The 17,583-nt window shown below is 69.0% G+C and carries 19 protein-coding genes; 14 read left to right on the top strand and 5 right to left on the bottom strand.

Translation table 11 applies throughout. From position 1 onward, the window contains the following. Positions 1 to 12 precede the first annotated feature (12 nt). Both ACM1PE_RS13120 and ACM1PE_RS13125 read left to right on the top strand, forming a co-directional pair. Positions 13 to 804: a DeoR/GlpR family DNA-binding transcription regulator gene (locus ACM1PE_RS13120; RefSeq protein ID WP_013394120.1), complete on the top strand. Its 792-nt coding sequence runs from the start codon at positions 13 to 15 to the stop codon at positions 802 to 804. A 5-nt stretch (positions 805 to 809) separates the two neighbouring features. After that, a complete protein-coding gene (locus ACM1PE_RS13125) occupies positions 810 to 2,408 on the top strand; it encodes a glycerol-3-phosphate dehydrogenase/oxidase (protein ID WP_419343503.1) in 1,599 nt (532 codons plus the stop codon). A 49-nt stretch (positions 2,409 to 2,457) separates the two neighbouring features. On the opposite strand, the gene ACM1PE_RS13130 is transcribed toward ACM1PE_RS13125, so the two are convergent. From ACM1PE_RS13130 to ACM1PE_RS13140, 3 genes are all read right to left on the bottom strand, one after another. Continuing rightward, on the bottom strand, positions 2,458 to 3,057 hold the full coding sequence (locus ACM1PE_RS13130) for an HD-GYP domain-containing protein (RefSeq protein WP_059380037.1): 600 nt from the start codon (positions 3,055 to 3,057) through the stop codon (positions 2,458 to 2,460). Positions 3,058 to 3,223: 166 nt separating this feature from the next. After that, positions 3,224 to 3,904, bottom strand: coding sequence for a type 1 glutamine amidotransferase domain-containing protein (locus ACM1PE_RS13135; protein WP_059380036.1), 681 nt, complete (start codon positions 3,902 to 3,904; stop codon positions 3,224 to 3,226). After that, positions 3,901 to 4,950 carry an NADP-dependent oxidoreductase gene (locus tag ACM1PE_RS13140; RefSeq protein ID WP_419343504.1) on the bottom strand — a complete coding sequence of 350 codons (1,050 nt, stop codon included), beginning with the start codon at positions 4,948 to 4,950 and terminating at the stop codon, positions 3,901 to 3,903. Before ACM1PE_RS13140 ends, ACM1PE_RS13135 begins: the two co-directional genes overlap by 4 nt. 165 nt (positions 4,951 to 5,115) lie before the next feature. Here ACM1PE_RS13140 and ACM1PE_RS13145 point away from each other — a divergent pair, with 165 nt between their 5' ends. The 11 genes from ACM1PE_RS13145 to ACM1PE_RS13195 all read left to right on the top strand — a co-directional run bounded on the left by ACM1PE_RS13145 (position 5,116) and on the right by ACM1PE_RS13195 (position 15,200). After that, entirely contained in the window at positions 5,116 to 5,832 is a 717-nt protein-coding gene (locus ACM1PE_RS13145) for a TetR/AcrR family transcriptional regulator (protein ID WP_419343505.1), read from the top strand. A 2-nt stretch (positions 5,833 to 5,834) separates the two neighbouring features. Beyond that, complete coding sequence (locus ACM1PE_RS13150) at positions 5,835 to 6,803, top strand: HlyD family secretion protein (protein ID WP_059380034.1); 969 nt, start codon at positions 5,835 to 5,837, stop codon at positions 6,801 to 6,803. After that, positions 6,800 to 7,765, top strand: coding sequence for an ABC transporter ATP-binding protein (locus tag ACM1PE_RS13155; RefSeq protein WP_118932074.1), 966 nt, complete (start codon positions 6,800 to 6,802; stop codon positions 7,763 to 7,765). The genes ACM1PE_RS13150 and ACM1PE_RS13155 overlap by 4 nt, the downstream gene beginning before the upstream one ends. Next, a complete protein-coding gene (locus ACM1PE_RS13160; RefSeq protein WP_059380032.1) occupies positions 7,762 to 8,907 on the top strand; it encodes an ABC transporter permease in 1,146 nt (381 codons plus the stop codon). The genes ACM1PE_RS13155 and ACM1PE_RS13160 overlap by 4 nt, the downstream gene beginning before the upstream one ends. Positions 8,908 to 8,913: 6 nt before the next feature. Further along, positions 8,914 to 10,395 carry an efflux transporter outer membrane subunit gene (locus ACM1PE_RS13165; RefSeq protein ID WP_419343507.1) on the top strand — a complete coding sequence of 494 codons (1,482 nt, stop codon included), beginning with the start codon at positions 8,914 to 8,916 and terminating at the stop codon, positions 10,393 to 10,395. A gap of 131 nt (positions 10,396 to 10,526) precedes the next feature. Further along, positions 10,527 to 11,249 (top strand): DNA-binding response regulator, encoded by a 723-nt coding sequence (locus ACM1PE_RS13170; protein WP_419343509.1) that lies wholly within the window; start codon positions 10,527 to 10,529, stop codon positions 11,247 to 11,249. 118 nt (positions 11,250 to 11,367) lie between these two features. Continuing rightward, entirely contained in the window at positions 11,368 to 11,850 is a 483-nt protein-coding gene (locus ACM1PE_RS13175; RefSeq protein ID WP_059380030.1) for a YbaK/prolyl-tRNA synthetase associated domain-containing protein, read from the top strand. 25 nt (positions 11,851 to 11,875) lie between these two features. Continuing rightward, positions 11,876 to 12,622, top strand: coding sequence for a hypothetical protein (locus ACM1PE_RS13180; protein WP_419343510.1), 747 nt, complete (start codon positions 11,876 to 11,878; stop codon positions 12,620 to 12,622). 62 nt (positions 12,623 to 12,684) lie between these two features. Then, positions 12,685 to 13,854 carry an FUSC family protein gene (locus ACM1PE_RS13185; RefSeq protein ID WP_419343511.1) on the top strand — a complete coding sequence of 390 codons (1,170 nt, stop codon included), beginning with the start codon at positions 12,685 to 12,687 and terminating at the stop codon, positions 13,852 to 13,854. A 3-nt stretch (positions 13,855 to 13,857) separates the two neighbouring features. Next, the gene (locus ACM1PE_RS13190) at positions 13,858 to 14,646 is read left to right on the top strand and encodes an NRDE family protein (protein WP_419343512.1); all 789 of its coding nucleotides are present in this window, start codon (positions 13,858 to 13,860) and stop codon (positions 14,644 to 14,646) included. 119 nt (positions 14,647 to 14,765) lie between these two features. Further along, positions 14,766 to 15,200, top strand: coding sequence for a carboxypeptidase-like regulatory domain-containing protein (locus ACM1PE_RS13195; RefSeq protein ID WP_059380027.1), 435 nt, complete (start codon positions 14,766 to 14,768; stop codon positions 15,198 to 15,200). 6 nt (positions 15,201 to 15,206) lie between these two features. Here ACM1PE_RS13195 and ACM1PE_RS13200 read toward each other — a convergent pair whose 3' ends face one another. Then, complete coding sequence (locus tag ACM1PE_RS13200) at positions 15,207 to 16,184, bottom strand: glycerophosphodiester phosphodiesterase family protein (protein ID WP_419343513.1); 978 nt, start codon at positions 16,182 to 16,184, stop codon at positions 15,207 to 15,209. A gap of 11 nt (positions 16,185 to 16,195) precedes the next feature. Beyond that, positions 16,196 to 16,570: an MAPEG family protein gene (locus tag ACM1PE_RS13205; RefSeq protein WP_054453844.1), complete on the bottom strand. Its 375-nt coding sequence runs from the start codon at positions 16,568 to 16,570 to the stop codon at positions 16,196 to 16,198. A 195-nt stretch (positions 16,571 to 16,765) separates the two neighbouring features. Between ACM1PE_RS13205 and ACM1PE_RS13210 the strand changes: the two genes are divergently transcribed. Further along, on the top strand, positions 16,766 to 17,569 hold the full coding sequence (locus ACM1PE_RS13210; RefSeq protein WP_419343837.1) for a CPBP family intramembrane glutamic endopeptidase: 804 nt from the start codon (positions 16,766 to 16,768) through the stop codon (positions 17,567 to 17,569). Positions 17,570 to 17,583: the final 14 nt, after the last annotated feature.

Genomic DNA, 17,583 nt, shown 5'->3' on the forward strand with positions numbered 1-17,583 from the left:
TACTATACGAACATGACACTGAACCCCAGACAGAGCGCCTTGATCGAAATGGTGCGGGCCCAAGGCTCGGCCTCGATCGAGGAGCTCGCCAAACGCTTTGACGTCACGCTGCAGACCGTGCGGCGCGACGTCAATATTCTTTCCGAAGCGGGCCTGCTGTCGCGCTTTCACGGCGGCGTGCGCATCGAAGCGTCCACCATCGAGAACATCGCCTACCGCAAACGCCAGGGCCTGCACGCCGCCGGCAAGCAGCGCATCGCCGAGGCCGTGGCGCGCGCCGTGCCCGACGGCTGTTCGCTGATCCTGAACATCGGCACCACCACCGAAGCGATTGCGCGCGCCCTGCTGCGCCATCGCGGCCTGCGCGTCATCACCAACAACCTGCACGTCGCCGACATCCTCTCGGACAACCCGGATTGCGAAGTCATCGTGGCCGGCGGCGTGGTGCGTTCGCGCGACCGCGGCATCGTCGGCGAAGCCACCATGGACTTCATCCGCCAGTTCAAGGTCGACATCGGCCTGATCGGCATCTCCGGCATCGAGGCCGACGGCACGCTGCGCGATTACGACTTCCGCGAAGTGCGCGTGGCGCGGACCATCATCGAACAGTCCCGCGAAGTCTGGCTTGCCGCCGACAGCAGCAAATTCAAGCGCCAGGCCATGGTGGAACTGGCGCACATCTCGCAAATCGACCGCTTCTTCACCGACGCGCATCCGCAAGAGCCGCTGGCGCAAGTCCTGCTGGACGCGGGCGTGCGCTGCGACGTCGCGGCCGCCCCGAATACCTTGAAGCAAACACCTTGAATCCCATGAACCAACCGCTAGCCTCCGTCGCCCCGCCCGACCGCAACCGCCTCCTGAACACGCTGGACAACACGCACTCCTGGGACGTGATCGTCATTGGCGGCGGCGCCACCGGCCTGGGCACGGCCGTCGATGCCGCCTCGCGCGGCTATCGCACCCTGCTGATCGAAGGCGCGGACTTCGCCAAGGGCACGTCCAGCAAGGCCACCAAGCTGGTGCACGGCGGCGTCCGCTATCTGGCGCAGGGCAACGTCAGCCTGGTGCGCGAAGCGCTGCACGAACGCGGCCTGCTCAACCGCAACGCGCCGCACCTGGTGTGGCCGCTGGGATTCGTGGTGCCGGCCTACAACCTGTTCGACCAGCCCTTCTACGGCATCGGCCTGAAGATGTACGACATGCTGGCCGGCAAGCTGAACCTGGCGCCCAGCCGCTGGCTGTCGCGCCGCGACACGCTGGCCAACGCGCCGACGCTGGCCGAGAACGTGCAGGGCAAGAATCTCAAAGGCGGCGTGCTGTATTACGACGGCCAGTTCGACGATGCGCGCCTGGCGATGAGCCTGATGCGCACGCTGTTCGACCTGGGCGGCACCGCGGTGAACTACATGCGCGCCACCGGCCTGACCATGACGGGCGGCAAGGTCGACGGCGTTACCGTGCAGGATGCGATCGGCGGCGCCAGCTTCACGCTGCGCGCGCGCTGCGTGGTCAACGCCACCGGCGTATGGGTGGACGCGGTGCGGCGCATGGAAGACAAGAACGCGCAGACCATGGTCGCGCCCAGCCAGGGCGTGCACCTGACCTTGCCGCAGGATTTCCTGCCGGGCAAGCGCGCCATCCTGATTCCCAAGACCGACGACGGCCGCGTGCTGTTCGTGGTGCCATGGAACGGCCACACCATCGTCGGCACCACCGATACGCCGCGCGACGATCTGCCGCTGGATCCGCAAGCGGGCGCGCAGGACGTGGATTTCATCCTGAGCACCGCGGCGCGCTATCTCAGCCGCAAGCCTACGCGCGACGACGTCACCAGCGTCTGGGCCGGACTGCGTCCGCTGGTCAAGGCCACCGGCGAAGCCTCCACCAAGTCCTTGTCGCGCGAGCACACCATCCTGGTATCCAAGGCCGGACTGGTAACCGTCACCGGCGGCAAGTGGACCACCTACCGCCGCATGGCGCAGGACGTGGTCGACACGGCCATCCAGCATCAGTTGCTGACGCAGGCCACCTGCCGCACCGAATCGCTGCCTCTGCATGGCGCGGCGGGCCTGGCTCCGTCGCAGGAACATGCCGGCACGCCGGACAGCTACTACGGCAGCGACCTGCCGGCTTTGAAGGCGCTGCCCGGCGCCGACCGCATGCTGGTCAAGAGCAGCGGCTTGTCGGAAGCGCACGTGCGTTTCGCTGCGCGGTACGAACTGGCGCGCAGCGCCGAGGATGTGCTGGCGCGACGCAACCGCGCCTTGTTCCTGGACAGCGAGGCCGCGATGCTGGCGGCGCCCGAAGTGGCGCGCATCCTGGCCGAAGAGCTGGGGCATGATGCCGCGTGGCAGCAGCGCACGCTGCAGGAATTGGCGTTGGTGGCGGCGAATTACCGCTTGAAGTGACCCGCCGCCCGACTTGCGCAACCCGCCGGCGGAGCTGGCGGGGTCTGTGCTACGGAACCCTTAGCGGGCTCTTCGCGATCATCGATTCGAATGTGCGCAACAGCGCCGGGTCGCATTTGGCGCCGGCTTCCTGGTGCAGGATGCGCATGATCTCCGCGTGCGTGCGCGCGGGGTGATAGGGACGCGCATCGCCCAGGGCATCGTAGGAATCGGCCAGGGAAATGATGCGCGAATGCAGCGGGATGTTCTCGCCGCGCAGGCCTGCGGGATAGCCTGATCCGTCAAAATGCTCGTGGTGATGGCGCACCGCCCGCGCGATCAGCTCGCGTTGCGGGATGTCGCTGTGCATGATGATGTCGGCGCCCACCGCGGCGTGCGCCTTCATGATTGCCCAATCGTCCGGGTCCAGCCGCTTGGGCGAATACAGCACTCGGTCCGGCGTGCCGATCTTGCCGATGTCATGCAGGCGGGCAGCGACCGCGACCACCTCCTGCTCGGATTCCGGCAGGCCGCAGGCCCGGGCCAGCGCCACGCTCAGCGCAACAACTCTTTCAGAATGGCGGCCGGTGGCCGGGTCGCGCGCCCGCATGGCGGCAAACAAGGCCGCCACGCAGGAGCCTGCGGGATATTCGGGTACGTCTGGAGGCATCGGTCATCGCGCGCAAGTGGGTCGTGCCGCATTGCGCTGTAGCAAAAGGTCGCGATTCTGACACATTGCGCAGCAATCCTTGCCGATCAGATGCCGCGCCCCGGGGCAAAGCAGTGCCGGTCCCGTCCCGCGCATGCCGCAGGATCCGGGTCCGGCACGCCAGGACTCAATCCTTCAACCGGTCCAGCAGCGCCTGCGCCACGCCCACGGAAGACGCTGGATTCTGGCCCGTGACCAGCAGGCCGTCGCCGACCACGTGCGGCTGCCAGTCCGGGCCGCTGGTGTACTGCCCGCCCAACTGCTTCAGTTCATCCTCGACCAGGAAGGGCACCACGTCGCTCAATTGCACAGCCGCCTCTTCGGCATTGGAAAAGCCGGTGACCTGCCTGCCCTGCACCAGCGGCTTGCCGTCGGCCGTCTTGGCGTGGCGCAACACGCCGGGCGCATGGCAGACGGCCGCGACGGGCTTGCCCGCCGCCAGCATGGTTTCGATCAGCGCAACCGAATTGGAATCTTCCGCCAGGTCCCACAAGGGGCCGTGGCCGCCAGGGTAGAACACGGCGTCGTAGTCGGCCGCCTGCACCTGCGCCAGCCGCAAGGTGGCGGCCAGTTGCCGCTGCGCGTCCGCATCCTGGCGAAAGCGCCGCGTGTCGTCGGTCTGGGCGTCGGGGTCGTCGCTCTTGGGGTCCAGCGGCGGCTGGCCGCCCGCGGGCGAAGCCAGCGTGACCTTGGCGCCGGCGTCGACGAAGGCGTAGTACGGCGCAGCGAACTCCTCCAGCCAGAAGCCGGTCTTGCGGCCGGTGTTGCCCAGCGTGTCGTGGGAAGTCAGCACGATCAGGATGTTCATGTGGCGCTCCTTTCGTCCGGGCCGACGCGCACGATGCGCTTGCCGGCGTTTTCACCCCTGAGCAGCCCGATCAGGCCGCGCGGCGCGTTCTCCAGTTCATCGACCACATCCTCGCGGTACTTGATGCGGCCTTGCTTGATCAAGTCTTCCATCGCCTCGCGGAATTCGCCGTAGCGGTGCGCGTATTCGTTGAAGATGATGAAGCCCTGCATCTTGAGGCGCTTGGTGAGGATGGTGCGCATCAGCAGGCCCAGGCGGTCCGGCCCTTGCGGCTGGCTGGTGGCGTTGTAGGCCGAAATCAGGCCGCAGACCGGTATCCGCGCGCGCGGGTTCAAGAGCGGCAGCACCGCGTCGAAGACCGCGCCGCCGACGTTCTCGAAATACACGTCGATGCCCTGCGGCACGGCGCGCGCCAGGCGGCCCGGCAGATCGGGCGCCTTGTGGTCCAGGCAGTCGTCAAAGCCCAGCTCCTGGACCACGTAGCGGCACTTGTCCGCGCCGCCCGCGATGCCGATCACCTTGCAGCCATGGATCTTGGCGATCTGGCCGACCACTGCCCCGACCGCGCCGCTGGCCGCGGCCACCACCACGGTTTCGCCCGCCTTGGGCTGGCCGATGTCCAGCAAGCCCATGTAGCCGGTAAACCCAGGCATGCCCAGCACGCCCAGCGAGTAGGACGGATGTTCGGGATTGGGCCCCAGCCGCAGCAGGCCGGCGCCATCCGACAAGGCGTAATCCTGCCAGCCGGATTGCGCCAGCACCCACTCCCCCGGACGGTAGTCGGGATGATTCGAGGCTTCGACCCGCGTGACCGTGCCGCCGACCATGACGGCGCCGACCTGCACCGGTTCGGCATAGGACGGCGCGTCGCTCATGCGGCCGCGCATGTAGGGATCGAGCGACAGGTACACGGTGCGCAGCAGCACCTGGCCGGGGCCGGGTTGCGGCACCTCGCCGGTTTCCAGGCGGAAGTCGCTGTCCGCCGGCTCGCCCTGCGGGCGTGCGGCGAGCACGATGCGGCGGTTGATGGAAGACGATTGCGGCATGACGGTCCAGCCTCCTGCAAGTAAGCCGCCCGGGCCTGGCGCACACGACCCGGGTGGCGGGATGGGGTACCGATCCATTACACCATCGAAGCCCGCGCATCCGGCGCGTAACCCTGAAGAGCGCCCCTCTTTTAATTAATTAATAATTTAATTAACATACGCCGCATGCGTTCCGCTCCCTCTGCCCCCTCCCGCCGGCCCGGCCGTCCGCCGCGTCCCGACAATGCCGCCGCCCGCGCCAACCTGCTGGACACCGCCACCGGCCTGTTCGCGGCCCAGGGCGTCGCCGCCACCACGCTCACGCACATCGCGCAACGCACCGGCGTCACCACGGCGATGGTGCATTACTACTTCAAGAGCCGCGACCAGCTGATCGACGCGGTGGTGCAAGAGCGGATCGTGCCGGTCATCGGCTACGTCTGGTCGCCGCTGCCGCAGGCGCAGACACCCGCGTCCGATCCCGCCGCAGCCGCGCGCGCCTTCATCGCAGAGGTCGTGGGCCGGCTGGTGCAGAGCGCGGTCGAACGGCCCTGGCTGCCGGCCCTTTGGCTGCACGAGGTCGTGAATGAAGGCGGTCAGCTGCGCGAACGCGTGCTGCGCCATCTGCCCGCCGAACGTCTGCAGACCTTCATCGGCCTCATCACCGAATGCCAGCTTGCGGGCGCCATCACCCCCGGCGTGGAGCCGCGGCTGGTCTTTCTTTCCGTCCTGGGACTGACCCTGCTGCCGCTGGCCACCTCCGGCCTGTGGCAGCGCGTCCTGCAGGACGCCGCGCAACCGCAAGCCATAGACACCCGCGCGATCGCGGCCCACGCCATCGCCATGCTCACCGGCGGCCTGTTCTCGCCGTCCGCCCCGACTCCCGCCATTCCAGGACGCTGACCATGCGCATCCCTCCCGTCTTGCGCCGCCCCCTGCCCGCCTCGGCGCTGGCCTTGCTTGCCCTGGGCGGCTGCGGCAAGGACAGCGGCGCCTTCTTCCAGGGCTACGCCGAAGGCGAATATGTCTACGTGGCGTCGTCCGAGGCCGGCCGGCTGGCCGAGCTGCCGGTGCGGCGCGGCCAACAGGTGGAAGCCGACGCGCCGCTCTTCGCGCTGGAGGCCACGCGCGAAACCGCGGCTCGCGACCAGGCCAGCGCGCAGCTGGCCGCCGCCGTGGCCCAGGAAGAAGACATCGCCACCGGCAAGCGTCCGCCCGAAGTGGACGTCAGCCGCGCCCAGCTGGCGCAGGCCGAGGCGGCCAGCCGCCGCTCGGCGGCGCAACTGCGGCGCGATACCGACCAGTTCCGCATCGGCGGCATCGCGCGCGCGCAGCTGGACGACAGCCGCGAACAGGCGCAATCGGATGCGGCGCGGGTGCGCGAATTGCAGGCCCAGCTGGAAGTGGCCCGCCTGCCCGGCCGCGACGACCAGCGGCGCGCCCAGGCCGCCCAGGTCGACGCGGCCCGCGCCGCGCTGGCCCAGGCGGAATGGACATTGGCGCAGAAGCGCCTGGCGGCGCCGGCCGCCGGGCTGGTGTTCGACACGCTCTACCGCGTGGGCGAATGGGTGCCTGCCGGCAGTCCGGTGGTGAGCCTGCTGCCGCCGGGCAATATCAAGGTGCGCTTCTTCGTTCCGGAAACGGCGCTGGGCGCGCTGAAGGTGGGGCAACAGGCGACGGTGCGCTGCGACGGCTGCGGCGATCCCATCCCTGTCCGCATCGATTACATATCGGCTCAGGCCGAATACACGCCGCCGGTGATCTACAGCCGCGAAAGCCGCAGCAAACTGGTCTACATGGTACAGGCGCGGCCAGCGCCCGAAGCCGCCACGCGACTGCACCCGGGGCAGCCGGTGGAGGCGGTGCTGCAATGAGCGCGCCCGCCGCCACGCAGGAAGCGTCCGCCGGCCAGTACGTCATCGACGTGCACGGGCTGAACAAACGCTTTGGCAACAAGCACGTCGTCAACGACGTGTCGCTGCAGGTGCGCGAAGGCGAGATCTTCGGCTTCCTCGGCCCCAACGGCAGCGGCAAGACCACCTGCATCCGCCTGATGTGCGGCCTCTTGACGCCGGACTCGGGCAGCGGCACCTGCCTGGGCTACGACATCCTGCGCGACAGCGCGCAGATCAAGCGGCACGTCGGCTACATGACGCAGAAGTTCTCGTACTGGGACGACCTGACCATCCGCGAGAACCTGGACTTCGTGGCGCGCATGTACGGCATGCCCGAGCGCAAGGCAACGGTGGAGCGAGCGCTGGAAGACCTGGGCCTGCAAAGCCGCGCCAAGCAATTGACGGGTTCCTTGTCCGGCGGCTGGAAGCAGCGCCTGGCATTGGCGGCCTGCCTGCTGCACCAGCCCAAGCTGCTGCTGCTGGACGAACCCACGGCGGGCGTGGACCCGACCGCGCGGCGCGACTTCTGGGAGCAACTGCATGAGCTGGCGGCGCGCGGCATCTCGGTGCTGGTCAGCACGCACTACATGGACGAAGCCGAGCGCTGCCACAAGCTCGCCTACATTTCCTACGGCCGCCTGCTGACGCAGGGCACGGCCGAGGACGTCATCGCCGAGCAGCACCTGACCACCTGGGCCATCCATGGGCACAACCTGGTGCCGCTGGCGCAGCGCCTGCGCGACGCGCCGGGCGTGGACCAGACCGTGGCCTTCGGTTCCGCGCTGCACATCAGCGGCCGCGACGCGGCCTTGCTGGAACGCACGCTCAGGGACGCCATCGCCGGCCAGGACCTGAGCCTGGAGCCCATCGACACCAGCCTGGAGGACGTCTTCATCTATCTGATGAAGCGCTCCACCGACAACTTCGCGAGCCCGCCATGATGCGCCATCTGCAAGGCTTTTCCTGGTCGCGCTGGTGGAGCATGGTGCTCAAGGAGTTCCTGCAGCTGCGCCGCGACCGCATCACCTTCGGCATGATCGTGGGCCTGCCCATCATGCAGCTGGCGCTGTTCGGCTACGCCATCAACACGAACCCGAAACAGATGCCCACCGCGGTCATCACCGCGGACCACAGTCCGTTCACGCGCAGCTTCGTCGCGGCGATGAAATCGTCGGACTACTTTCACATCATCGAGGAACTGGACAACGAAGAAGCCGGACGCACGGCGCTGGCCCAGGGCCGCGTGCTGTTCGTCCTGACCATCCCGCCGGACTTCAGCCGCAAGCTGCTGCGCGGCGAGCGCCCCGCGCTGCTGATCGAGGCCGACGCCACCGATCCCATGGCGACCGGATTGGCCATAGGCGCGGCCACGCAGTTGTCGCAGGCCGTGGCGCAGAAGGACTTGACCGGACCGCTGGCCAGCCTGGCGGGCGGCCAGCCGCCCTTCGACGTGCTGGTGCACCAGCTCTACAACGAAGAGCAGATCTCGCAATACAACACGGTGCCGGGCCTGATGGGCGTGATCCTGACCATGACCCTGGTGATGATGACCGGCCTGGCCATGACGCGCGAACGCGAACGCGGCACGATGGAAAACCTGCTGGCGATGCCGGTACGGCCCCTCGAAGTGATGACGGGCAAGATCGTGCCGTACATCGCGATAGGCCTGATCCAATCCAGCATCATCCTGCTGGCCGCGCACTTTGTTTTCCACGTGCCGTTCCTTGGGTCGCTGCTGGCCGTGTACCTGTCGGCGCTGGTGTTCGTGGCCGCCAACCTGACGGTGGGCATCACCCTGTCGTCGTTGGCGCAGAACCAGTTGCAGGCCATGCAGCTGACCATGTTCTATTTCCTGCCCAACATGCTGCTGTCCGGTTTCATGTTCCCGTTCCAGGGCATGCCGATGTGGGCGCAGTACCTGGGCAACCTGCTGCCGCTGACGCATTTCAACCGCCTGATCCGCGGCATCCTGCTCAAAGGCAACGGCTGGTGGGACTTGTGGCCCAGCATCTGGCCGCTACTGGTGTTTACCGTCGTCGTCATGACCGCCGCCGTGAAGTTCTACCGCCGCACCCTGGATTGAACCGCCATGTCCCGCTCCACGCCTTTGCCCCTCCCGCCCACTGCGCCGCCGCGCCCGGCCGCGCTGGTCCTGTGCGCGCTGCTCGCGGGCTGCGCCGTGGGGCCGGACTTCGAGCGCCCGGCGCCGCCGCAGGTCGACGCCTATGCCGCGCCCCGCGATGCTTCTGCGCCCATCGGCGCGCAACGCCTGCAAGAAGGCGCCGACATCCCTGCGCAATGGTGGCAGCTGTTCCGCTCCGAAGCGCTCGACCAGCTGGTGCGGCAGGCCCTGCAGGCCAGTCCCACGTTGGAGCAGGCGCGCGCCCGCTTGCGTCAGGCAAACGAAGACCTGAACGCCGAAACCGGCGGCCGCATGCTGCCCCAGGTCAATGGCAACCTGTCGGCAACGCGGCAGAAGGTGGACCCCGCGGCCTTCGGCGTGCCGGTGGCCGAACAGCCCCCGCCCTTCACGCTCTACAACGCGTCCATCGACGTGTCCTACACGCTGGACGTATTCGGCGGCAACCGCCGCGCGCTGGAAGGCCTGGGCGCGCAGGCGGACTACCAGGCGCATGAGCTGCAGGCCGCGCGCATGTCGTTGGCCGCCAACGTGGTCACCGCCGCCATCCGCCAGGCCGACCTGAGCGAACGCCTGACCGACACGCGGGCGCTGCTTGCGGCGCAGGAGCGGCAGCAGGACATCATGCGCCAGCGCCAACAGGCGGGCGGCGTGTCCGAGGCCGATCTGCGCAATCAGGAGCTGCTGGTCGCGCAGACCCGGGCCACGCTGCCGCCGCTGGAATACCAACTGGCGCAGGCCACGCATCAACTGGCCGCTTACCTGGGCCTGGCGCCGGCCGAACTGCGATCCGCGCCCCTGCGGCTGGCCGACCTGACGCTGCCCGCCGACGTGCCCACCGGCGTGCCGTCGGCCCTGACCCGCCAGCGGCCCGACATCCTGGCCGCGGAAGCGCTCTGGCATCAGGCCTCGGCCAATGTCGGCGTGGCCGTCGCCAACCAGTATCCCCAGTTCACCCTGACCGCCAGCTTCGGCTCGCAACGCACCCGCGTGGGCGACCTGTCCAATGGCCTGAACGTCTGGAGCCTGGGCCTGGGACTGGTCCAGCCGCTGTTCCACGGCGGCGAGCTGCGCGCGCGCACGCGCTCGGCCGAGGCCGCCTACGATGCGGCCGCGGCCGGCTACCGTCGAACAGTGTTGGAGGGCTTCCGGCAGGTCGCCGACGCCTTGCGCGCCGTACAGACCGACGGCGACGCCTACCTGGCCAGCGACGAGGCATGGCGCCGCGCCGATGAAGCCGAACGCATCGCGCAAGGCCGCTATCAGGCCGGCGGCATCAGCCACCTGAGCCTGCTGGACAGCCAGCGCCAACTGTTGCAGACACGCATTGCGCGCACCGCGGCGGACGCGGCGCGCCACGCCGACACCGCTGCCTTGCTGCAGGCGCTGGGCGGCGGCTGGTGGAACGAAACGCCCGCCGACGCACCATAACGGTGCTGCGACACGCCCCCCGTAACCATGCCCGAGAATTCGGGTCATAAAGTGGCGTTGTGCGAGGTTTAGGAAATCGCTGTATCCGATGCATCATGCATGCGCCCATGCTGCACAGATCACAACGATTCATGAATGACCTACTAGACCTGATCGTCTTCTCGCCCGATCCCGGCGTGCGCGCGCACCGCGGCGCCGCGCTGACGGAAATGGGTTTCTCGCCCCGGCTGTGCGAAGACTCCAACAGCCTGTTCCGCCTGTTTCAGGCCCGCCGCACCCCTTTGCTGGTGATGGAAACCGAACTTTCCGATCTCTGCATGGCCGTGGCCGGCCTGCGCGCCCTGGACACCACCGCGGGCATCGTCGCCATATCCAACTTCGACTCCCCTGAAAGCCGCATACTCGGGCTGCATTGCGGCGCCGACGTCTGCCTGCCGCCAGACGCGGGCGCAACGGAAATCGCCGCCGCGCTGCAGGCGCTGGTGCGGCGCATACCGGCGGCCGGCCGGCGCGCCGCAGATGCCGAACCGCGCCCGGCGCAACCGGCGCCGGCAGGCGAAGCGATGGCCAAATGGCAATTCCACGACGCGGCCTGGACGCTGGTCAGCCCGCAAGGCAAACGCCTGGCCCTGACGCTGGCCGAGCGCGAATTCCTGCTCAAGCTGACGGCTTCCGCCGACAAGCGCCTGCCGCGCGCCGACGCAGCCTTCACGGACTCGCATGGCGGCCACGAATCGATGCGCCGCACCGACGTGCTGGTCAGCCGCCTGCGTCGCAAGGCCCAGGACCTGAACCTGGAGCTCCCGATCCGCACCGTCTGGGGCTGGGGTTACGCCTTTACCGGAGAAATCTGAGGCGGCTGGCCGCGATCGGCCCACGCGCCGCCGCGGCGTTGCGCGGCGGGCGTATCATGCGGCGTACGAGGCCGACTCCCGGCCTGCGCCCGCCACAACCCGATCTACACGCCCCGACATGGAAGTCTTCGAACGCCTGCAAGCCCTGCTTGCCCAGAACCAGGCCCGCTACCGCCTGATTGAACACGCCGCAGCCGGCCGCTCCGTCGAAGTCGCGGCGATCCGCGGCACCGAGGTCAGCCAGGGCGCCAAGGCGCTGGTCTGCCGCGTCAAGATATCCTCCAACCAGCGCCGCAATGTGCTGGCCGTGTTCCCGGCCGACAAGCAGGCCGACCTGGACGCAATCGCCCGCGCGGCCGGCGGCAAAAAGGCGTCGCTGGCGTCGCAGGACCTTGCGCGCGAACTCACCGGCTGCGAGATCGGCGCCATCCCGCCCTTCACTTTCAATCCCGACCTGCACCTGCTGGTGGATCCCAGCCTGCGCCAGCGCCACGATGAAATCGTGTTCAACGCCGGCCGCCTGGACGCCTCCATCCTCCTGAACACGGAAGATTACTTCCGGCTGGCCGCGCCCGACGAGGCGCCGCTGATCAAGGCCTGACTCCGGGCCGCGCCACGAGGCTGCCGTGTTCCGTTCCTCGCTGAAACATGCCGCGCGCAACGCCAACATGCGTTGGCTGATGAGCCTGGCACACATGGAGCCTTCGCCCGTCAGCCGCTGGGTGGCGCTGCGTGCCGCCCTGGCCATCGGCTTGCCTTCGGCGGTCGGACTCGCGCTGGACCAGAGCGCGGCGGCGGCCCTGGTCGCGCTGGGCGCGCTGCCCGCCATCACCGGCGACAATGGCGGCCCTTACCGCAACCGCGCGCTGTCCATCGGCGCCACCGTGTTCGGCGGCGCGTTTGGGTACTTCCTCGGCACGATGATTGCCGGACACGGGCTATGGACCTCCGCGGCCATGACGCTGCTGGTGCTGGCGGCCAGCCTGGTCGGCACCTTCAACAACATCGCCGCCGTTTCCACGCTGCAATTCGCCACCTACGTCATCGTCGGCGCCAGCCTGACTTCCAACCTGCCGTCCTGGCTGCCTTCCGTGCTGGTGGGAGCCGGCGGCCTGTTCGGGCTGGCGCTGACGCTGACGGGCTGGGTGGTCAACCCGATAGCGCCCGAACGCGCCGCCGTCGCCATGGCCTACCGCAAGCTGGCCGCCATGTTCGCCGCCATCGGCACCTCGCACACCATGAGCGCGCGGCGCGACATGGAAGCGGCCATGACCACCGCCTACGACACCGTGCTGGCTGCCCGCCGCGGCGCGGCCGGCCCCTCCCCCGGCTGGCGCGGCTGGCGGCGCAGCTGCAAGCCTGTACGCCGCTGACCAATACCGCGCTGGAGCTGGCCCGCGCCGGCCGGGTGCTGCCGCACGATTGCGCACGCGTCATGAACCGGTTGGCCGACCGCGTGGAGAACGATGCGACGCCGGACCCGCGCGAGGACATCGCGGCCTTGCGCCAGGCGGACATGGCACCCTTGGCCGACGCGCTGGCCCAGGTGCAGCCCCTGCTGGACGGCGCCACGCTATCCGAGGCCGACGCCTTTGCCGGCCTGCCCCCCGCGCGGCCGCGCACGCCCTGGCGCGTGCTGGCGCGCACCTACCGGCCGGGGCCGACTACCGTGCGCTATCTGGTGCGGCTGGGGCTGTGCCTGATCGCCGCCGAGGCCGTGTCCATGGCGTTCTCGCTGCCGCGCTCCTACTGGGTGCCGCTGATCGTGGTGGTGGTGTTCAAACCCAACTTCGGCTCGGTGTTCGCGCGGGCGCTGCAAAGCTGCGCGGGCAGCGTGGTCGGCGTGGCGATCAGCGCGACCGTGCTGGCGCTGGACCGCAACGGCATCGTCAGCCTGCTCACGGTGGCCGGGCTGGCGTCCCTGCTGCCCTGGTCGGTGCGGCGCAACTACGGCTTGTTCTCGGCCATCCTGCTGCCCATCCTGATGCTGCTGATCGGCGCGCTGCAACCAGGCAGCTGGCCCATCGCGCTGGCGCGCCTGATCGATGTGGCCGTGGCCGCGGGCATCGTGCTGCTGGTGGGCTACCTGCCGTGGATACGGATCGAGCGCAGCAACCTGGACCACACCGTCGCCGCCGCCATGGACACGCTGGCCGCCTACCTGAACACCGTGTTCCAGGCCGATCCCACCAGCCGCCACGACCTGCGCGCCAGCGCCTACGCGCGCCTGTCCGACTTGCGCATCGCCTTGCAGCGCGGGCTGTCGGAACCGCGCCTGGTCAGCCGCCGCGCGCTGGCCTGGTGGCCGGTGGAGGTCGCGCTGGAGCGCGTGGCCAATGCCATTTCCGACACCGCCTGGTCGCTGCCAGCCGACCAGCCGGCGCCCAGCGCCGCAGAACTGGCGCAACTGGCGGCCAGCCTGCACCAGATGAGCGCCGCTGTTGCGCAAGGCGCGGCCATGCCGGCCGCCGCCATCGCGTCGCCCGCGCCGGCGCTGCGCGACGTGGCCGCCCAGATCGAAGCCTTGCGCGCCGCGCTGGCCGGCCCGGATTTCGCGGCTGCGCCAGGCAAAGCCATTCCCGACAAACCCGCCAACCAGGTCTGAACCATGTGTCTTGCCGTACTGGCCCTGCACGCCCTGCCGGGCATCCCCGTCCTGATCGCCGCCAACCGCGATGAATTCCACCAACGCCCCACCTTGCCCGCCGCGCAATGGCCCGATGCGCCCGAGGTCTACGCCGGCCGCGACGGCCTGGCCGGCGGCAGCTGGATGGGCGCGACGACCGGCGGACGCCATGCGCTGGTCACCAACTTCCGCGAACCGGGCCGGATCATCGAGAACGCGCCTTCGCGCGGCGCGCTGGTCGAAGACTATCTGCGCGGCACGGCCTCCGCGGCCGACTACCTGGCGCAAGTGCATGCCAAGGGCCAGGCCTACAACGGCTTCAACCTGATCGTGGGCGATGCGCGCGAAGCCTGGTATCTCAGCAACCGCGATGGCGGCCCGCGCCGCCTGGCTCCAGGCGTCTACGCCCTGTCCAACCATCTGCTGGACACGCCCTGGCCCAAGCTGGCGCGCACCAAGGCGGCTTTCGAAGCCGTGCTGCGCAGCGGGCCGCAGCCGGACCTGCCCGCGCTGATGGCCGCGCTGGCCGACCGCCAGCCCGCCGACGACGCCGACCTGCCCGCCACCGGTCTGCCGCTGGATCGCGAAAGGCTATTGAGCAGCCCGTTTATCGTCAGTCCGAACTATGGCACCCGCAGTTCCAGCGTACTGGCGCTGCGCGCCGGTGGCGCCGGACAGCTGGATGAAAGGCGCTTCGCCCCGGACGGCTCGGTCAGCGGCGAAAGCCGGCTGACATTTTCCTGGCGCGCGGCACGCAGTACGCTTACCTAGGCTGCGGAAACAATCGGTTGATATCGGAGACCCGCCGGCGCGAACTCCGCGCCGGCATGCGGGTCGAAATGTTCATGCGCGTACAAAATCGCGCAGATCGTCCTATCCAGGAGAGTCTCATGAACAAGCGTATAGAACGCTGCACCATGGCCGCCGCGATGGCGCTGGGCAGCATGGCCTTTGCCGGCATCCTGTCCACCGCCCAGGCGGGCATGCCGCCGGTGCAGCAGCAGGGTTCGGTGCAGTATGTCAGCGGCGGCATCGGGCTGGACGAATCCGAAGCCATGAAGGCCGCAGCCAAGGACTATCCGCTGGCGCTGACGTTCGCGGCGCAACGCGACGGCCAGGCGGACTACGTTGCAAATGTCTCCGTCACCATCAGCGATGCGCATGGCAAGTCCGTGCTGCAAACCACTGCCGAAGGCCCGTACATGCTGGTCAAGCTGCCGGCCGGCAACTACAAGATCTCGGCCACCTACAATGGCCAGGCGCAGAACCGCAACGTCGCGGTGCAAAACACCGGTACCGCGCGCGCCGTGTTCGAATGGAAGTAGCGGCTTTCATGGCCCGCCCTTGAACGCGCGCGCCACGGCTTCGATTTCGTTGGTCCAGATCCCGCCCGCGTATCCCGCCGGCACGCGGCGTATGTCCTCGGGCGTGTCGATGCCCGTGGAATGGCCATCGCCGGCGTAAGGACCGAGCAGGAACACGCTGCTGCCCGCCGCCTCCATGCGGTCCAGGAAGCGGCCGGGCCAGCCCCACAGCCAGGGCGCGACATTCACCGGCACTGTCAGCGCCCTGCCGCGGCAGACTTGCGGCACATGGCCGGTCCAGCCCGCCGCCGCATAACGCAACAGGCAGGATTTCAGATCCGCGCGCGTCAGCGTGCGCACGCCCGGCGCCAACTCGCGCAGCCGGCCTACCGGCTCCTCGCCTCCGTACACCATGAAATCGGCGCGCCTGGCCGGCGGCAAGCCGTTGAGCACCGCCGCCAACGCCGCGCCTTCCTCCGCGTCGCGGCTCTTGACGTTGATGAGAAAGCGCTGGCGCGGAAACGCCTGCAGCACTTCGGACAGCGTAGGCATCAGGCCCACGCCGCGCCCGCGGAACGGAAAGGTCTTGCCGCCATCCGCGGTGTAACCATAGCCGATGTCCAGCGCCTTGAGTTCGGCCATCGTGTGCTCGCGCGTCGCGCCGCGGCCCTCGGTGCGGCAATCGACCGTCCAGTCGTGGAACACGGCGAACTGGCCGTCGGTGGTGGGATGGACGTCGATTTCGACGATGTCCGCGCCGGCCTCGAAGCTGGCGCGCATGGAGGCGATGGTGTTTTCCAGATAGCCGTGCGTGGGTTCGACGATGCGGGTCGCGGTGCAGGTGTCCCGCTCCATGCCCGCCGTGTCGTAGCGTTGCGCGATGCCGCGATGCGCGAGCAGCGTCGCCCGCGCGCCGGGATCGGACACCGACCAGTCAGCGTTGTTGACGTAGATGAAGCCCGGCAGCGCAATGGCCGCCAGCGCCGCGACACGCCACTTGCGCATGGCGCCGCCCGTTAAACGCCTGCGAACAGGATCGCAATGATGAAGCCCACGCTGATCGCCCACACCAGCGAACGCAGCGCGCCCCAGCCCGCCAGGTACATGGCCAGATAGCCCAGCCGCACGCCCAGCCAGCAGGCCATCAGCGTGGCCACGTGCGCGGGCGGCGCCTGGGTATACAACGCGAACAGCACCGCCGCGTAGAAGAACGGCAGCGATTCGAAGGTATTGGTCTGCGCCGCATTGGCGCGCGCCCGCCAGCCCTCCTGCCGCGCCAGCCAGGCGCGCGGATCGTTGTTGTCGAATTTCTTTCCGCCCGCCTTGGCGACGATCGCCGACACGAAAGGCAGCACGGCCGCCGCCAACATCAACCACGCGATCATTTTCATAGTCTGGCTCCCAGGTATCCGGCAGGCGCCAGGATACCTGGGTTCGCCGCGCGGCGTCAGCACACGCGCTCAGCGGCCCGGCGCGCATGCCGTGCGGCTTGCACAGAGCGGCGCGTTTACACTCAGCGCTTTCAACGCCCGTCCACGCCCGTGCCCCTGCTCAGCCCCTGGTCCGCACTGTTCATCGCCGCCGCCATGCTGTGGCCGCCCGCCACGCGCCGCTGGGCGCTGGCGCCGCTTGCCGCCGCCTACGCCTGGGCCTGGACCGATGGCACGATAAACGCCGTGGCGCTGGTCTGGCCGACGTTGCTGATCGCGGCGGCCGTGCTGGTCCAGCCCGCATCGGGCGCAATGGCGCGCACCGCCGGCCATGCGCTCTTCATCGCACTGGCCGCGCTGCTGTTCCTGCACTGGCTGCCGGGCTTCCACAACCCGCAAGTCATCGCGCCGGCGCCCCTGAGTCCGGACGCCGTGCCTTTCGGCATGTACCTGAACCTGGACAAGCCGCTGGTGGCGTTCTGGGTGGTGCTGGCGCTGGCGCCGCCGATGGCGGGGCCGACCCCGCGCGCCACGCTGTCGGCCGCGTTCCTGGCCTGCGCGGGCGCGCTGGCCCTGTGCCTGGGCTGCGCGCTGGCGCTGGGCGTGGTCGGCTGGACGCCCAAGTGGCCGCAATCGGGCTGGATCTGGCTGATCAACAATGCCTTGCTGGTGACCTTGGCCGAGGAGGCGCTGTTCCGCGGCTACCTGCAGCAGCGGCTGACGGACCTGTGGCGCGGCCGCGCCTGGGGTTCGTGGGCGGCCTTGATCATCGCGGCCGCGCTGTTCGGCCTGGCGCACTACGCAGGCGGCTGGCAATGGATGCTGCTGGCCGGCCTGGCGGGCGCGGCCTACGGCCTGGCCTACAAATACGGCGGCCTGGCCGCGGCGGTGCTGGCGCACCTGGGCCTGAACGCGGCGCACTTCGGCTTGTTCACCTATCCGATGCGCGCCGTGCTCTGAAGGCCGGACCAGCC

Source organism: Achromobacter sp. PD1 (genome assembly GCF_048541815.1).
Lineage (GTDB): Bacteria > Pseudomonadota > Gammaproteobacteria > Burkholderiales > Burkholderiaceae_B > Achromobacter > Achromobacter bronchisepticus_A.

Coding starts and splice junctions, on each gene's coding strand:
- ACM1PE_RS13165 (WP_419343507.1), top strand. CDS start 8,914: ATGTCCCGCTCCACGCCTTTGCCCCTCCCGCCCACTGCGCCGCCGCGC.
- ACM1PE_RS13160 (WP_059380032.1), top strand. CDS start 7,762: ATGATGCGCCATCTGCAAGGCTTTTCCTGGTCGCGCTGGTGGAGCATG.
- ACM1PE_RS13120 (WP_013394120.1), top strand. CDS start 13: ATGACACTGAACCCCAGACAGAGCGCCTTGATCGAAATGGTGCGGGCC.
- ACM1PE_RS13135 (WP_059380036.1), bottom strand. CDS start 3,904: ATGAACATCCTGATCGTGCTGACTTCCCACGACACGCTGGGCAACACC.
- ACM1PE_RS13200 (WP_419343513.1), bottom strand. CDS start 16,184: ATGCGCAAGTGGCGTGTCGCGGCGCTGGCGGCCATTGCGCTGCCGGGC.
- ACM1PE_RS13130 (WP_059380037.1), bottom strand. CDS start 3,057: ATGCCTCCAGACGTACCCGAATATCCCGCAGGCTCCTGCGTGGCGGCC.
- ACM1PE_RS13175 (WP_059380030.1), top strand. CDS start 11,368: ATGGAAGTCTTCGAACGCCTGCAAGCCCTGCTTGCCCAGAACCAGGCC.
- ACM1PE_RS13195 (WP_059380027.1), top strand. CDS start 14,766: ATGAACAAGCGTATAGAACGCTGCACCATGGCCGCCGCGATGGCGCTG.
- ACM1PE_RS13145 (WP_419343505.1), top strand. CDS start 5,116: ATGCGTTCCGCTCCCTCTGCCCCCTCCCGCCGGCCCGGCCGTCCGCCG.
- ACM1PE_RS13140 (WP_419343504.1), bottom strand. CDS start 4,950: ATGCCGCAATCGTCTTCCATCAACCGCCGCATCGTGCTCGCCGCACGC.
- ACM1PE_RS13125 (WP_419343503.1), top strand. CDS start 810: ATGAACCAACCGCTAGCCTCCGTCGCCCCGCCCGACCGCAACCGCCTC.
- ACM1PE_RS13170 (WP_419343509.1), top strand. CDS start 10,527: ATGAATGACCTACTAGACCTGATCGTCTTCTCGCCCGATCCCGGCGTG.
- ACM1PE_RS13205 (WP_054453844.1), bottom strand. CDS start 16,570: ATGAAAATGATCGCGTGGTTGATGTTGGCGGCGGCCGTGCTGCCTTTC.
- ACM1PE_RS13210 (WP_419343837.1), top strand. CDS start 16,766: ATGCTGTGGCCGCCCGCCACGCGCCGCTGGGCGCTGGCGCCGCTTGCC.
- ACM1PE_RS13155 (WP_118932074.1), top strand. CDS start 6,800: ATGAGCGCGCCCGCCGCCACGCAGGAAGCGTCCGCCGGCCAGTACGTC.
- ACM1PE_RS13150 (WP_059380034.1), top strand. CDS start 5,835: ATGCGCATCCCTCCCGTCTTGCGCCGCCCCCTGCCCGCCTCGGCGCTG.
- ACM1PE_RS13190 (WP_419343512.1), top strand. CDS start 13,858: ATGTGTCTTGCCGTACTGGCCCTGCACGCCCTGCCGGGCATCCCCGTC.
- ACM1PE_RS13185 (WP_419343511.1), top strand. CDS start 12,685: ATGAACCGGTTGGCCGACCGCGTGGAGAACGATGCGACGCCGGACCCG.